14 protein-coding genes are annotated in these 15,999 nt (G+C 52.0%); all 14 read left to right on the top strand.

Annotated elements, in window-relative coordinates:
• The first annotated feature begins 317 nt into the window (after positions 1–317).
• The 14 genes from fhuE (at position 318) to AC0Z7K_RS08095 (ending at position 15,997) form a co-directional block, all read left to right on the top strand.
• Complete coding sequence (fhuE, locus tag AC0Z7K_RS08160; RefSeq protein ID WP_485613817.1) at positions 318–2,534, top strand: ferric-rhodotorulic acid/ferric-coprogen receptor FhuE; 2,217 nt, start codon at positions 318–320, stop codon at positions 2,532–2,534.
• Between the two features lie 1,222 nt (positions 2,535–3,756).
• Positions 3,757–4,245 (top strand): type VI secretion system contractile sheath small subunit, encoded by a 489-nt coding sequence (gene tssB, locus AC0Z7K_RS08155; protein WP_485613816.1) that lies wholly within the window; start codon positions 3,757–3,759, stop codon positions 4,243–4,245.
• Positions 4,242–5,723, top strand: coding sequence for a type VI secretion system contractile sheath large subunit (gene tssC, locus AC0Z7K_RS08150; protein WP_485613814.1), 1,482 nt, complete (start codon positions 4,242–4,244; stop codon positions 5,721–5,723). The genes tssB and tssC overlap by 4 nt, the downstream gene beginning before the upstream one ends.
• Positions 5,724–5,747: 24 nt before the next feature.
• The gene (locus AC0Z7K_RS08145; RefSeq protein ID WP_485613812.1) at positions 5,748–6,233 is read left to right on the top strand and encodes a hypothetical protein; all 486 of its coding nucleotides are present in this window, start codon (positions 5,748–5,750) and stop codon (positions 6,231–6,233) included.
• Positions 6,234–6,289: 56 nt separating this feature from the next.
• The gene (locus AC0Z7K_RS08140) at positions 6,290–6,703 is read left to right on the top strand and encodes a GPW/gp25 family protein (RefSeq protein ID WP_485613811.1); all 414 of its coding nucleotides are present in this window, start codon (positions 6,290–6,292) and stop codon (positions 6,701–6,703) included.
• Positions 6,696–8,492, top strand: a complete 1,797-nt coding sequence (gene tssF / locus AC0Z7K_RS08135) for a type VI secretion system baseplate subunit TssF (RefSeq protein ID WP_485613810.1) — start codon at positions 6,696–6,698, stop codon at positions 8,490–8,492. Before AC0Z7K_RS08140 ends, tssF begins: the two co-directional genes overlap by 8 nt.
• Entirely contained in the window at positions 8,483–9,421 is a 939-nt protein-coding gene (gene tssG, locus AC0Z7K_RS08130; protein ID WP_485613809.1) for a type VI secretion system baseplate subunit TssG, read from the top strand. Before tssF ends, tssG begins: the two co-directional genes overlap by 10 nt.
• Before the next feature lie 66 nt (positions 9,422–9,487).
• A complete protein-coding gene (locus AC0Z7K_RS08125; RefSeq protein WP_485613807.1) occupies positions 9,488–11,449 on the top strand; it encodes a type VI secretion system Vgr family protein in 1,962 nt (653 codons plus the stop codon).
• Between the two features lie 23 nt (positions 11,450–11,472).
• A complete protein-coding gene (locus tag AC0Z7K_RS08120; protein ID WP_413530703.1) occupies positions 11,473–11,955 on the top strand; it encodes a DUF6931 family protein in 483 nt (160 codons plus the stop codon).
• Complete coding sequence (locus tag AC0Z7K_RS08115; protein ID WP_413530826.1) at positions 11,955–12,254, top strand: PAAR domain-containing protein; 300 nt, start codon at positions 11,955–11,957, stop codon at positions 12,252–12,254. The genes AC0Z7K_RS08120 and AC0Z7K_RS08115 overlap by 1 nt, the downstream gene beginning before the upstream one ends.
• A 24-nt stretch (positions 12,255–12,278) precedes the next feature.
• Positions 12,279–13,358, top strand: coding sequence for a type VI secretion system protein TssA (gene tssA, locus AC0Z7K_RS08110; protein ID WP_485613806.1), 1,080 nt, complete (start codon positions 12,279–12,281; stop codon positions 13,356–13,358).
• Complete coding sequence (locus AC0Z7K_RS08105) at positions 13,355–14,005, top strand: type VI secretion lipoprotein TssJ (protein WP_413530705.1); 651 nt, start codon at positions 13,355–13,357, stop codon at positions 14,003–14,005. The genes tssA and AC0Z7K_RS08105 overlap by 4 nt, the downstream gene beginning before the upstream one ends.
• A 1-nt stretch (position 14,006) precedes the next feature.
• Positions 14,007–15,386, top strand: a complete 1,380-nt coding sequence (gene tssK, locus AC0Z7K_RS08100) for a type VI secretion system baseplate subunit TssK (protein ID WP_485613803.1) — start codon at positions 14,007–14,009, stop codon at positions 15,384–15,386.
• Positions 15,383–15,997: a DotU family type IV/VI secretion system protein gene (locus AC0Z7K_RS08095; RefSeq protein WP_485613802.1), complete on the top strand. Its 615-nt coding sequence runs from the start codon at positions 15,383–15,385 to the stop codon at positions 15,995–15,997. The genes tssK and AC0Z7K_RS08095 overlap by 4 nt, the downstream gene beginning before the upstream one ends.
• Positions 15,998–15,999 lie beyond the last annotated feature (2 nt).

The following is a 15,999-nucleotide window of genomic DNA, read 5'->3' as shown; positions in this document are numbered from 1 at the left end:
CGATACCAGGAATGCATTCCATGGGCTTTTGTAACAATTATTTTGCTTAAGTCTCGCTAATATAAAAACTCTGTCTTTTCTACGCCTTTTACCAATTCCGCCACAAAATTTACCTTTGTTATATTTATTTACACCTGAAAGCTCAATGCGTATTATTCTCATTCGCTTTATTGACTGCGCATCTTTATCCCCCTTCCGCCCTGTGTTTTTACGGGCCTGGTGGATGTTTAAGCGAGGCAATCACGCGAAAAAAATAAAAAACAGTGGCGAAGTAAAAACAGTATCCAAAAAATAAAATAATCGTTTGGAGAATCACAATGTTGTCCGTTTCAGGGATCCATCCAGTTCAGTCAGCGCAGAAGCGAAATAATGCAGGCCGGAAACTTTCACTTTCCGTGATTGCTCTCTTTGTTTCTTCTTCCCTACATTCCGTCCACGCGGCGGAAACCACGGCACCCAAGGCTGCCGACGATACGGTGGTTGTAACCGGTCAGACCGGCGGCAATGACACCGGCAGCACCGCGCAGGATTACAGCGTTCCGGTTACTGCCGCAGGCACCAAGATGCTGCTGACGCAGCGCGATATACCTCAGTCAGTCACCATTATCAGCAAACAGCGTATGCAGGATCAGCAACTGCTGTCCCTCGGTGACGTGCTCAATAACACTACCGGCATTTCGCAAAGCGTGGCCGATATGGATCGCCGTACCTATTACTCGCGCGGATTCCTGATCGACAACTATATGACTGACGGCATTCCGACAGTCTTCGAACCGCGCTGGAATCTGGGCGATGCTGAATCAGATACCGCATTGTATGAACGTATTGAAGTGGTGCGCGGCGCGACCGGCCTGATGACAGGCCCTGGTAACCCTTCCGCGTCGGTGAATATGGTGCGTAAACACGCCGACAGTAAAGAGTTTACCGGCAATGTATCCGCCACCTACGGCAGCTGGAACAAACAGCGTTATGTCGCCGATCTTTCTACGCCACTGAGTGAATCCGGCAACGTGCGTGGCCGTCTGGTAACCGGCTATGAAGACAAAAACAGCTACGTCGAACGTTACGGCGCCACCAAGAAATTCGTCTACGCCGCCGTAGATGCGGATCTGACCGATTCGACCCTGCTCTCCGCCGGTTATGAATTCCAGCAAAATGACACCGACAGCCCGACCTGGGGCGGCATGCCGCGCTGGTACATCGACGGCAGCAAAACTGATTACCGCCGCGGTTTCAATTCAGCGCCAGACTGGGCGTACAGCAATAAAGAGACCAAAAAACTCTTTACCACGATCAAACAATCGTTCGATAACGGCTGGACGCTGACCCTGAACGGCACGCATAACGAAACGATGATCGACAGCAAAATGCTGTACATCGACGGTTATTTCGATAAAACCACCGGCGCGGGCGTCTCTTCTTACGCCGGTTATCCGGTCGTAGGTGGCACCGGTTATAACACCGGCAAGCGTAAAGTGGATTCCGTCGATACCTTCGCCAGCGGGCCGTTTGAGCTGTTTGGCCGCGAGCATGAGCTGATGACCGGTCTCAGCTACAGCAAACAGCAAAATACCTACTACAGCGCCTTCGCCAATATCTCCACCGAAGAGCTGGGTAATTTTAACAATTACAACAGTCAGTTCCCTGAAACCGACTGGGGCCCGCGCTCCCTTGCGCAGGAAGACGTGATCCGCCAGAAATCCGGCTATATCGCCACCCGTCTTTCTCTGGCGGATCCGCTGCACATGATTTTGGGCGCACGTTATACCAACTGGAATTCGCACACGCTGACGGATCAGATCGAAAAGAACAACATCACGCCGTACGCCGGTCTGGTGTTTGACATCAACGATAACTGGTCGACGTACGCCAGCTACACCTCGGTGTTCCAGCCGCAGACCTACCGGGATATCAACGGCGCTTACCTGTCGCCGGTGATCGGCAAAAACTACGAAGCAGGCGTGAAATCAGACTGGTTTAACAGCCGTCTCACCACCTCGGTGTCGGTGTTCCGTGCAGAGCTGGATAACGTCGCACAATCCACCGGCCGTGTTATTCCGGGGACGCAGGATTATGCGTATGAGGGTAAAAGCGGCACCGTGAGCCGTGGCGTTGAGTTTGAAGTAAATGGCGCAGTGACGGACAACTTGCAGATGACCTTCGGCGGCACGCGTTACGTGGCCGAAGATGAAAATGGTGATGCGGTGAATCCGGAACAGCCGCGTACCCAGTTGCGTCTGTTCACCCGTTACCGGTTGCCGCAGTTGCAGGATCTGACCGTCGGCGGTGGTGTGAACTGGCAGACTCACGTCTGGAGCGATGTCGCAGGTCCTGATGGCGATGGCACCCGTCATGCCGAACAGGGCAGTTACGCGCTGGTTAACCTGTTCAGCCGTTATCAGGTCACCAGACAGCTTTCCGTGCAGGCGAACATCAATAACCTGTTCGATAAAGAATATGACACCAGCGTGAACCAGTATGTCGTGTATGGCGAACCGCGTAATGTGTCGGTCACAGCAAACTACAGCTTCTGATTTTTCTTCTTATATAAGTACGGCGACCGGCATAATCAATCTGCCAGTCGCCGATATTCCGCCTGGGAACCCATTCCAAACCGACCTGAAGCTTTTTATCCACGCACCGAGAATGGCCGGATGAGAAATATTTTTAACTGTCTCTGCGGTCAACCTTTTTTAAACAAATTTTACGAAGATCACTTTCTATTTCTCCTGTAAACGCATTCTGTGCTTAGCGACTATCCGCCAGAGTAATGTGCCGGACGGCTCGCAGCCAGCGCTGGCAGCGTGACTTCACCTGTTGGGACAAGCGACGAGTAAAACTCGCACTATTTCGTCGCGAATTTTCTGGTTATCCATTTAAAATATAAATAGACATAGTATTTTATTGAATGACATGAATAGAATGGCATCCAAATAAACCAATAAGAATAATCTTACCCAAGCTATCTTTCACGTAAGAAATGGCTAGCCTTTATTATTTACTGCAATCTTTCTAAGAGTGCAAAAAATTATTCAAAAGCGCCAAATAATACAATAAAGCTCGCACCTGGCCATTCCAATAATATCTCAGGCGCCGTTCACTTCCTGATTATCGAAAGTCATGGCGATATTTATTTTCAAAACCAGATGATCTCGGCCCGGAAACCTCGGGACTGATGGCGGTGTTCATCGACCACATTCGCTGAGGTGACATTTAATTATACTTAATAATGTATTTAGTCATTCAATATTCGCTCATCTCCTCAGACTGACAATGGTTATCAGTTAGATATGCAATACGTTATTAAGATGTTTAAAAATATTTTCGGCCCTGATTTTATATTCACTCTATGAATATATGATTGTTTAAAAGCATTTAACATTTGTCATTAACGTAATCATAACAGTCCAGAATTGGACGGCGCGGGAAATTGGACAGGATAAAAAAAATCTAGATTGATAAAATTTTTATGGTAGCCTTAGCTACTTCACTGAGCGTTGGAGATAACTCAATCATTTTACCTTGATGATGAAAGTTAATTTACAACAACCAGACAAATAACGTACTACCATCATGGCCAACGGCAAAAAACATCAAATGTTATATTTTATTTGGCGAATTTAGAAAATATTATCATCTAAAGTTTTTTGTGAAAACCCAGGCTTTTAAAATAGTAAATACGTTCGCTCGTAAACAACGCTTTATAACGTTTAACAATTGACTTATTACATAAGTCAAATAATGCCGGATAAATCTATGAGTAATACACAACATAAATTAGATAAAGCAAGACCACCACGCGTGCAAATCACCTATGACGTTGATATCGGTGATGCACAAGCGGTCAAGGAACTCCCTTTGGTTCTCGGCGTGCTCGGTGATTTCACTAAAAGTGATGACGCCCTGCGCGAGCGGAAATTCCTCAACATCGATAAAGATAATTTCAGCGGGATCATGTCGTCGATGAAACCAGAAGCTGAGTTCCTGGTGGAGAGCACATTACCTGAGCAAGAAGGAAAACTGGCGGTTTCGCTGACCTTCAACAGCATGGAAGATTTCTCCCCGGACAATATTGCCCGTCAGATTGACCCTCTGCGCAAACTAATTGAATTGCGCGAGCAACTGTGCGACCTGCGCAACCGTGCGGCCAGTAATCAACGCCTCAAAGAGCAGCTTTCAGAAATGCTGGAACAACAAAGCCCTGCCTCTTTCGACGTGAATAAAAACCTGGGAGACGAAGAATGAGTGCTGAACAAATCCTGAATGCCTCTGCCGGACAGGCGTTGAGCGAAGATTATCTGGATAAAATCATTGATAGCACCCAGGCCATCCGTCGCGAATCTGATCGTGGACGCATGAAATCCCAGCTGAACAACTTTCTGGCTGAAGTGGTTTCCGGCGCCATGGTTGTCTCAAGTGATCTGATCGGCAGTATCGAAGACCGTATTACTGCCATTGATGAGCTGCTCTCCAGCCAGATCAGCCTGATCATGCACGCGCCAGAATTCCAGAAAAAAGAATCATCCTGGCGTGGTCTGCACAAACTGGTGCAATCGAGCGTCACAAATAACACCCAGATTCGTCTGCTGCAATGCACCAAACAAGATTTGTTGAAAGACTTCAAATCGGCGTCCGACTTCGATCAATCGGTGCTGTTTAAAACCGTCTATGAAAGCGAATACGGTACCTTTGGTGGCGTTCCCTTCTCTGCGTTTATCGGCGATTTCCTGTTCGATAACACCCCTCAGGACATTGAACTGCTGGAGCAGATATCCCACGTTGCCGCTGCAGCCCATGCGCCCTTCCTGAGCGCTATTTCACCGGGTATGTTGTCGATGACCGATTTCTCCGACATGCCGCGCCCGCGCGATATGGCGAAAATGTTCGACACCACCGATTACGCCCGCTGGCGCTCATTCCGCCAGACCGACGACAGCCGCTACATTGGCCTGACGTTGCCAGCAGTCCTGGGCCGTATGCCGTATGGCGCCAAAACAGTTGCTGTTGAAACCTTCGCCTTTGAAGAACAAATCCGCGAAAACGATGTGGGTTCCGACTATCTGTGGGTCAACTCTGCCTACGAATTGGGAGGGCGCATTCTGGAGTCCTTCGAAGAGTATGGCTGGTGCGCGGCCATCCGTGGCGTAGAAGGCGGCGGTCTGGTTAATGCCCTTCCGGCCTATAACTACGTGTCAGAAAGCGGCGAGCGCGTCATGCAATGCCCGACGCAAGTCGCCATTTCCGATCGACGTGAGAAAGAGCTGTCGGAACTCGGGTTTATTCCGCTGGTTCATTGTAAAGGCACTGATTATGCAGCATTTTTTGCTGTTCAATCTGTCAACAAACCGCGTCTGTATAGTTCCGATCAGGCCAACGCCAACGCGCGGCTGTCAAGTCAGCTTCAGTATCTTCTGGCGACGTCGCGCTTTGCGCATTATCTAAAATCTATCGTTCGTGACAAAGTCGGCAGCTTTATGTCGCGCAGCGCATGCGAAGAATATTTGCAGAAATGGATCATGCAATACGTGGTCGCATCCGATAATGCTGGGCCGAAAACCAAAGCGCGCTACCCGTTGCGTGAAGCGAGCGTTGAAGTGGTGGAAGTGCCTGGTTTCCCTGGCAGCTACCGCGCTATCGCTTATTTGAAACCTCACTTCCAACTGGAAGGATTAAGTATGTCACTTCGCTTAGTCGCAGATTTACCTGCGGCGGCAAGTGCTTAATTATTAACATAAAGGAAATAAAAAATGTCGAAGTTAAACGACTGTCAATTCATTAAAATCACTATCGACGGCAAAGATATGGCCGGTTCATGTGAAGAAAAAAAATATCTTAATTGGATGGAAGGTTATGCTCCAAAGGGTATAACCAGCTACGCCTACAAAGAAGGTCCGGGATTTGAACAAGTCCATGTGTCCATTCTGGCGACGAAAGACACCGGTACTTTGTTCGAGAAATATTTACAACGTGGTTATAAAAATATCAACATCATCACTGTTCATCGTGGTTCAGATCAGTTTAACAAGGATTATGAAATCCAGCGTACTGTGTTCGAAGATTGCAAATTTCTCGGCATGGGCTTCCGTAACAGTGACGATGGTTTATTTATAGAATTTAACTTCGGATTTACAGGTTCGGTCGAAGTCACCTTCAACGTACCGAACGCTAAGGCAAACGGTCTGGATAAAATCGGGCCAATCAACTACGGCCTTCCAGAAAGTACTCAAATGTAATCAATTTATTATTAGGCAGTGCGCAAGCACTGCTTTCCTTAACATGAGGTTTCAAGATGCCATCTTTATTACTCCGCCTGAGTGATAATAATCCTCAGGCTGAAGAAGATTACCGGACTGAAGACAAAAGCACCTGGTTGCTGAGTGAGCTTAAGATGCTTTTTTCTTCACGTTCGCGTTTTTCTTCTATTGAAACTCTGCCGCTGGTGAATGCCTCGGTCTTAAATTACGGCATCAATGAATCAGTTTCACAAATTCAGGAAACTGATCACCGGAAAACCGTTATTGAGGAGCGCATAAAAAATACGTTGCATCGCTTCGAACCGCGATTAAGCGAAGTGGCAATCATCACCAAAACCAATAATCCTTCTAATGTCATTTTCGAAATAAATGCTTTGTACAACACATTGCCGGTGAAATTTGAACTGGTGTGGGATGACTGCACAGGTAAGTTTTATTTCGATGAATAAGCTACTGTCTTATTACCAGAAGGAATTAACCTTCCTGAAACAGCATGGCAAAGCATTTGCCAGCCGTTTCCCTAAGATTGCCCGTCGTTTGGGCATGATCGAGGGCCAATCCGAAGACCCGCATGTTGAACGCATCATTGAATCTTTTGCGTTACTCACGTCGCGTATTCATCAGCGCTTAGACGACGATATGCCGGAGCTCACTGAAGCGCTGCTCACCACCATCGCCCCGCAGTTTTTACGGGCGATGCCGTCAACCTGTATCGTTGCCATTGAACCCAACCGGCACACCAGCGGCATTACCGATAAAAATAACATCGCCGCAGGTGCCACGCTATTTTCCCGGCATATCCCGGACGCTGTCTGTCAGTTTCAGACCGTTTACCCCGTCGTTCTGTTGCCGCTGTCGGTAGATCAGGCCCGGTTACGGTTTGATGAAGAAGACCTTAACTGGCATCTGCACCTTAGTTTTCAGGTCTGGTCCGGTGCTACGGTGGCCGGCGAATCTCTGCGCCTGTTCCTCCATGGTTCCAGTAATGCGGTCAACATTCTTTACACCCTGCTGTGCTCTGAGATTAGTCAGCTCAGTGTTCATCAGGGTGAGGCGTTTTACCCGCTGAAGAGTACCGACATCAGACCCGCAGGGTTTGCGCATGGAGAGGGGCTTATCGCACAGGATCCGCGCGTGGCGCCCATCCATGCGCTGATGCAGGATTATTTTTTCTTTCCGGAAAAGTTCTTTTTCCTGGATATCAAGTTACCGAACACTTTTCAAGCCACCGCCAATTCTGTGTTTAGTTTTGAAATGGTGTTTAACCGCACGCACCTAAATCAGCCTCTTGAGAGGCTGACAAAGATTATCGACGCCTCTTTCTTCAGACTCAACTGCACACCGGCCATCAACCTGTTTGCACAACGCGCGGAACCGATCACCCTCGCGGAAAACACCGCAGAATACCCGGTTATTCCTGATATCCGCAGGCAGCAGCTGATTGACGTCTGGGCCATCAACCATGTGTTTATTCAGGGCAAAGCGGAACAGGAACGCACGATGGTTCCCGTCCAGCCGCTGTTTGGTATCGACCACTCGCGCATCGAGGGTGACGCAGGCATTTACTGGCAGAGTTTTCAGCGCGAAACCATGAATGCCGCAGGCGCGGAGCGTAAAGTGTTTATCGCCTTTGCCAACCGGAGCATTCAGCCCACTGTGCCGAAAGCCGACATCGTCACTCTCAGTTTAACCTGCACTAATCTGGCGATACCGACCCTGATGAATAACGGCCACCCAGACGGAGATTTTGATTCCGATCTTCCGCTGGCCGGGCTGAAGATAAGCGCGCTCAACCGCCCGACGCGGCCCATCCTGCCGCCTGATAAAAGTGCCGTTCGCTGGCGCCTTATTTCACAGCTTTCCCTTAACCATATGCTGCTGAGCGGCAGTCAGGGCGTGCAGGTGCTGCGTGAAACGCTGATGCTGTACAACTTTCACGATCTTCCGTCGATCACCCGCCTCATTAACATGATCCTTCATCTCGACGTGCAGCCGATCACCACCCGGCTGGTGGCCAGCGATCCGCAGACGCTGGCGCGCGGCATTGCGCTGACGCTCACCTTTACTCATGACGCGCTGAACGAACCGGAATATTTTCTGCTGTGTTGTTTTCTGGATCACTTTCTCGGGCTGTATGCGCCAGTCAACAGCTTCACCCGCGTCACGACGTTGATTGAAAATGAAGAACACACGCGGCGCATCTGGCCGGTACGGGCAGGGAAACTGTCATGGATTTAACACGCATCACCAGCCGGTTCAATTTCTATCAACAGGTGCGCACGCTGCTGCACAAGCTGCGTGGCGGCGAAAGTTCCGAGGCGGACACGCTGGATACTCAACTCCAGATTGTTTCCCCCCTTTCCCTTGATGCCCCCGCAGGCCAGATTGCCAGCATCGAGCAGACAACGCCTGACGATCCGCTGCGCATCACCGTGTGGCAAAACGGGCTGACGGGTGCGCTGGGCGCCTTACCGACGGTCTACACCGAATGGATGATCGAACGTCAGTATCGCTATGGCGACCATAGCGCCAAAGCGTTTCTGGACATGTTCGGCCACCGGCTTTACTGCCTGGATTACCTGGCATGGCAGAAAAATCATCTTTATGCCCTTGCCGAATCGCAAACTCAGTCGCCCTTACAGCAGGCGACGCTGGCACTGACCGGTTTACTGACGTCGCATTCCGTGTCCGGCGGGGAAAATTACGCCCATTTATTCTCTTCACCGGTCCGGTCGCTGGTCAATCTGGAAGTGTGGCTCAGCCATTACTACGGCGTTCCTGTGCATATCACGCCGTTCACTGGCGGCTGGAAAACTGTTGAAGAAACCGAACATTGCCGGCTGGGAAACCCGGGGCAAACCCTGGAAACCGCCCCGATGATTGGCCACGTGCGCTGGGAAGTTCAGTCGCACTTTGATGTCACTTTCGGGCCGATGGAGCAGGAACATTCACAGCACTTTATTCCGCAAGGCAAGTTTTATCAGGAAATCTGGGAACGCATTCTGGAATACGTCGGGCCGGGGCTGGATTTTTCGATTCACCTCAGCATCAGCAGCGGCAACAGCCCACCCGTGGCGCTGGGTCAAGGTCAGCTTGGGTTAGATATTTGTATCGGCCAGCGTGACCCCGCCGCCCTGCGCCTGGTTTGTCTGCCGCTGCCCGTATAAGTCAGCGATACCGCCGGATGTTGCGATCAGCTCGCCATCACGGAGCACCTTAAAAGGAAGATGATAATGTTATTAACCACACAGCTAAGAGACATGCAGAAAAATCACTTCCTGCACTGGAATGGCAGCGTTGCCTCTGATCTATTACTGTTGTCAGTCAGGGGCCGCGAGACGATTTCCACGCCTTTTTGCTATGAAGTGCGCTCCCTGACGGCGCTTGATGATAAAGGAATTGCTGCATTGCATGGCAAAGCGATCTCCTGCCAGATTGGCGACGGTTCAAACAATCTGCCCCAGCGTTATCTGCACGGGATCGTGACCGAAATCCATCGTGTGCGGCATGCTGATAATGAGACGGAGTGCGTTTTTAAGCTGGAACCGGCTTTTGCATTACTGCAGATGGGGCGTTCGACGCGCGTTTGGCAAAACATCACCGTACCGGATCTGGTCAGCAAACTGCTTGGTGAGCACAAAATCAACCAGGTGGAAATGCAGCTGCGTAATACCTATGAGAAACGGGAATATTGCGTTCAGTACCGTGAATCCGATTTCGAATTCATCAGCCGCCTGCTTGAAGAAGAAGGCATCTCCTACTTCTTCAAGCATCAGGAAAATCAGCACCAGATGGTACTGGTCGATCAGCCTGCCGGGCATCCCTCTGCCAAAGCAGGCACGCTGCTCTGGTACCATCAGGGGAAAATCCTCACCCCCGGCAACATCGACCGCTGGTCGGTCAGCTCGACGCTCATCCCCGGTGAAGTTACGCTGTCTGGCTACAACATGCAGAAAGCGGCGGCGGTGGCCGACAACCAGGATTCAGCGTCCAAAACGCAAAGCATCGATCATCTGAAGTTCACCGATGTCAACCCGCTCGCCGAACGTGCGCAGCTCACCGGTAAAGCCAAAAATGCGATGGAGGCGTTTGAAGCCAACGGCCAGTTTTACGACGCGTCAGTTAACGCCTTCTGGCTGAGCTGTGGCGAAGTGTTCAGCCTGACCGGTCACCCTACGGACGACGACAGTTACCGCATTCAGTCTCTCAGCCTTGAGGCCACCAATAATCATGAAGATAACGCGGGCGACTATCACTGTGAAACGCAGTCGCTGCGCAACAGTGTGAAGTGGAAACCGGTTTGCACCCGCTTTGCGCCGGAAATCGCTGGCGTGTTGATCGCCAAAGTGGTTGGCCCGTCATCTGAAGAAATTCACACCGATGAACACGGTCGTATCAAAATCCAGTTTCCATGGGACACCGAAAATAAAAATGACGACACCAGCTCATGCTGTGTGCGCATCTCCCAACCCTGGACCGGCAGCAAATTCGGTTTTCAGTTTATCCCTCGCATCGGCAGTGAAGTGCTGGTCAGCTTTATTCAGGGAAACCCTGATTTCCCGCTGGTCACCGGCTCGGTCTACAACGGCCAAAACAAACTGCCATTCGCATTGCCGGATGAGAAAACCGAATCCGGCTTCGCGACGCGAAGCACCAGCAAAGGCGGCATGGAAGACGGCCACCGGCTGAGCTTTAACGATAAGAAAGGCGAAGAAAAGCTGACGATCACGGCTCAAAAAGACCTGCTACTGACGGTGAAAAATGACGTCACCAGCGACGTGACGCATGACGTCAAAAGTAAAATCGGTGCGAACCGCGATACAGAAATCACCAAAGGTAATGACACGCTGGTGCTCAAACAAGGCTCGCTGCATATCACTCTCAACAACGGCGATATGGAGCAAAAAGTCACCGGTAACGTCACCACCAGCCTGAGCAACGGCAATTATTCCCTCACGGCAACCGGCGGCAGCGGCAAGATCAAAACCGACAAAACCTGCGTGATCGAATCCACGCAATCCATTGAGCTGAAAGTCGGTTCAAACAAAATCGCGATTTCGCCCAGCGGCATCACCATCAGCGGCACGATGATCAAAATCGAAGGCTCGGGCACGGCTGAACTAAAAGGTGCGATGACCACGGTGCAGGGCAGCGGCATGACGCAGATTAAAGGCGGCATCATCAACATTGGCTAAGGAACATGGGTTAAGGAAACAGCATGTCTGATTACGGTTATCCCCCGCATCACCCGGCGGCAAACGGGCAAAACGAGTCGCACTTACAGAGTGCCGACGACCGGTGGGAAGAAACGCTCACCCTGCTGGTGCAGCGAGCCGAACCGCAAGCACTATGCCTGTGGCTGCTCCGCTGCCTGCGCCTTATCGCGCACCCCGCCAGCGCTCAGCTGTTGGATGAAATGCAGCGCTGGTATGCACAGCCCGATGAAAAATTACGCTGGCAGATCTTCCGCCACGCCGAAATATTGGGTTTCGACACACCGGCGGGTGCGCTTGCCCTGTCGCTGTTTTGGTCGCAGGGCAGCATGAGCCCTGAAGGTCTGGAGCCAGTCTATCCAGAACCGCACCTCAGTGCCGAGATGCGCCGCTGCGTGTTACTGATGCTGGCAACGCATAACACCGACAATCCCGCAGACGGCGCACGCCGCCTGCTTGAGCAATGGGCTCATCAGGAGAAAGCGTAATGGCACAACCCGCAGCACGCGTTTCAGACATGCACGTCTGTCCGATGGTCACCCCCGGCTTGCCGCCGATCCCGCACGTGGGTGGTCCGATCCTCCCACCGGGTGTGCCAACGGTGTTGATCGGCGGAATGCCCGCGGCCACCGTCGGCTCAATGGCGGTCTGCGTGGGGCCGCCGGACAGTATTGTCATGGGCAGCTTCAAGGTGTTAATCGGAAATAAACCAGCCGCCCGCATGGGTGACAGCTGCGCCCACGGGGGCACCATTGTCATGGGCTGCCCAAAAGTTCTTATTGGATAGTTCTGTTTTTATTGGATAAAAGAAATGTCAGCAATACAACCCGAAATAGCCACTCTGTTGGTCCCCATAAGCCCGGAAAATCCGGCAGGGATCAACCTGGAATATGAACAAATTTATGATGATATCCGTCAGGCGCGCGAGAGCGATGCGGAATATCTTCCGCAGGATGAATGGACAATCGCAGAACCGCGCCGTGCGGACTGGCATAAGGTGCGCAAGCTGTGCATTACGACACTTTCGCAACAGAGCAAAGACCTGCAGGTCAGTTGCTGGTTCGTGGAAGCCCTGACCCATTTACAAGGTATTGAGGGAACAGAAACGGGCTTTCATTTTCTGAGCGAATTCATCACTCATTTCTGGTTTCAGTGTTGGCCAGAGCTGGATGACGACGGCGCCACGTTCCGCTACGGCAAGCTCGCCCGCCTCGATCGCGATATCAGCCAGGCGCTGTATACCCGCCCGCTGCTCCGGTCACCGGAGTCTACCCTGGCGCACTGGCATAAAGTGCTGGCGTTTCAACATAAAATCGCTACCTGGCCAGACTCCCGTGACGATCTGATCGACAAAGAAGGCGACCTGAGTATGGAGACGTTCGATGCGCTCGCCGCTGCGTTTTCCTCCATCGAGATCAGTCAGCAAGCCGGTTGCCTTGAACGCCTGCAAACACAGCTCGACCGGCTGGAATCCTGTTATTTCTCGCTGAGTCAGGAAGAGTCTCATGCCCTGTTTGCCCAGACCCGCCAGACCCTGACCGACATTGCGGATTTTCTGCAACGTCTGGCGCAGAAGGCTATCCCTCTTGGCGGCGAATCGATAAACCTGAACTTCACCAGCGTGACGCAGGACCCCGGCGCGTTTGAGACGGCGGAACTGTATCAGGCACCGCCCAAAAATGAGCCTCTCTCGCGCGATTTAGCCATTAGCCAGATACTGTCGATCGCCCACTTTTTCCGCCAGACCGAACCCTCCAGTCCGGTGCCGTTCCTGATGGAGCGCGCGGCACGCTGGGCCAATATGACACTCACCGAATGGCTCGAAGAGATGGTGACCGACAGCAGCAGCATGCGTGAAATCAACAACGTGCTAACAGGACAGCAAGAGTGAAAGCCCTCAGCGCAACATTATTACTGTTGATCACCAGCATCCTGCTTAGCGGCTGCTCGGGGGATCAACCCAATAAGGCCTCTGCCGAACAGCAGGCCATCAGTCAGGTAGCCGCGCCGTTTGCGCAGGGCGCAATCGCCCTCAACATCACGGCAGAGCCGGGTCTGAACAGTTGGAATGAAATCGCCAACAGCTGTACCGTGCTGGTGATCCAGGCGCAAACGACCAGTGCAATCAATAAGATCCTGTCCAATCCGGCGCAGCTGAAAAACCTGTTTAACGGCGCAGGTGCCGAAGAAGACATCCTGAAAGTGGATCGCTATCCCGCGATGCCCGGTCAGCAAACCACCCTGCACATCGACCGTAGCGAGAATGCACGTCAAGTGGCGATCGTCGCCGGATATTACCCATTCCCGAAAAAGCAGCATATGGCGTTGGTCAGCATCCCGGTTACCGCGACCAGCACCGGCTGGTGGACTAAAAAATGGTCCGCACAGTTATCCCCGCTCATCCTCAACGTCACGCTCGGCAGTCAGAGCATTACGAAGCTGACGAATAATTCATCGCCACAAGACGTTCTGTCGCCAGCCGACACTCAGGCAGTACAGAATTCGCCTGATAACGCCCCCGTGAAGGGAGAAAAATAGTATGTATCCTGAACAGCAACAGATTTACTGGTACTCCGGTTTGTATCTGCAACCTCAGCATTTTCAATCGGTGGATCTTCACCACAGCTACATGCTGGCACAACAGCGTCAGCTGGCGCAGCCTTGGAACGTCGGCGTGATCCAGTGCGACATCAATCACGATACGATGGTGGATTTTACGCTCAAAATAGACCAGCTTCGCCTGATCCTGCCCTCCGGCTATTTTCTGGAATATCCGGGCAATTGCCTGATCGAACCGCGTCAGTTTCGTGACGTCTGGAAGCAGCGCGAGAAACCTTTTCGCCTTTGGCTGGCGCTCCGCCGTTTCGATCCCGGCCATACGAACGTCAGCACCGGCACCAGCAGCCGATGGATCAACCATGCTGATGACGGTGTGATGAAGGACGTTTATCACAATGGTCCGGAAAGTGCCGTGCCGCGCATCGCCTACAACGTCCGTATCCTGAGCGATGAAGAGAAAGAAACCGCGGTCGATTGCGAATGCCTGCCCCTGCTGCAACTGCGTTATGACAATGACCGCGTGATTTTCGATCCACGTTTCAGTCCGCCAGCGGTCACGCTTGCCGGGTCGCCAGCGCTCAAAACGTTGCTCGATGGGTTGCGCGCAGAACTCAGCAGCCGCGCCCACAAACTCGAAGAATATAAACGTCCCGATCAACTCAGCAACGGCAGTAAAAGCGCCGGTGACATCACGCAGCTGCTGGCGATGCGCTCCCTCAACCGCGCGCTGCCGCTGCTTGAACATTACTGCCTCGCGCCAACCATTCATCCGTGGCAAATCTACGGCCTGCTGGTGCAGCTGGTGGGGGAGATTTCGTCCTTTAACGACATGTGTTCGTTCACTGGCGAATGGCTCGACGGCGGTGCATCACTGCTGCCTTACGATCACTACCACCTGATCGACTGCTTTAACAGTGTCAAAAAAACGCTGATCGCCCTGCTTAACGGGCTGGCGCTGGAAGACAACACTTACATCACCCTGAAATCCGACGAACAAAGAATTTATCGCGGTGAATTATTACCCGGAAAAATGCCACCTGCCAGTCAGGTTCTGTTGCTGCTGCGGTCGGAAAAACTGGCGTCATGGCACTTGAGTTTTGCTGCCGGTAACGAATTTAAAATCGCCCCGCAGAATGCCATCAGCGCGCTTATTCAGCACGCACTGCCGGGCATCTCCTCAACCTGGGCGAACCCGTCACCGCGCGGCGTGCCCGATCGCAAAGACTCCTGCTACTTTGTGCTTAACCAGCATGAAGAGGCGTGGAAACGCGTCGAACTCCAGAAAAGTGTCGCCTTTTACTGGGCCGATGCACCAGACGACTTACAGGTGCAACTGGTCTTTATGGTGCCATCAGAATGAAACTCCTCGACTGCTATCTGCCGGTGTTCAAACTTGCAGCCCAATTCGCGCATCAGCCGGAACTTTTTGCCGATTACGACACTTTCCGCGCACTCTGCCTCTCCCGTCTCGAGGAGGCAGTGCAGGAAGCTGAGTACCATGACATTTCCGATTTCGAGCGGGATCAGGCATTTTTCGCTGTGGTCGTCTGGCTCGATGAAACCATTCTGTGCTCGGCACAGCCCTTTGTACAAAGCTGGCGCTACGATTTGCTGCAACGCAAATACTTCCAGACCTCCATCGGCGGGGAAATGTTCTTCGTCCGGCTAGATGACTTGAAAGAAGAACATCAGCAGGCGCGCTGCGTGTTTCTGTTTTGTCTGCAAAACGGATTCCACGGGAAATACAGCGCCGTGCAAGACAGTCAGGCGCTCACCGCGCTCATCGACCAACAGCGTCAGCTGTGCCTGCCGCAAGACTGGCAGCCGTGGCCGAACGACGCGCCGCTCACGCCGGTCCACGTCAGGAAACGCTCGCTCGCATCGTCAAAATGCAACGCTGTCCTTGCGGCTCTGGGGCTGGCGGTGCTTTACGCCACCCTGGTGCTTCTTCAGACCCTTTATTTTTCATAAGA

The sequence above is a fragment of the Rahnella sp. 1L-D-7-B-C2 genome (assembly GCF_057290995.1).
The sequence above is the reverse complement of the archived record's forward strand: the minus strand, read 5'-3'. Positions and strand labels throughout refer to the sequence as shown.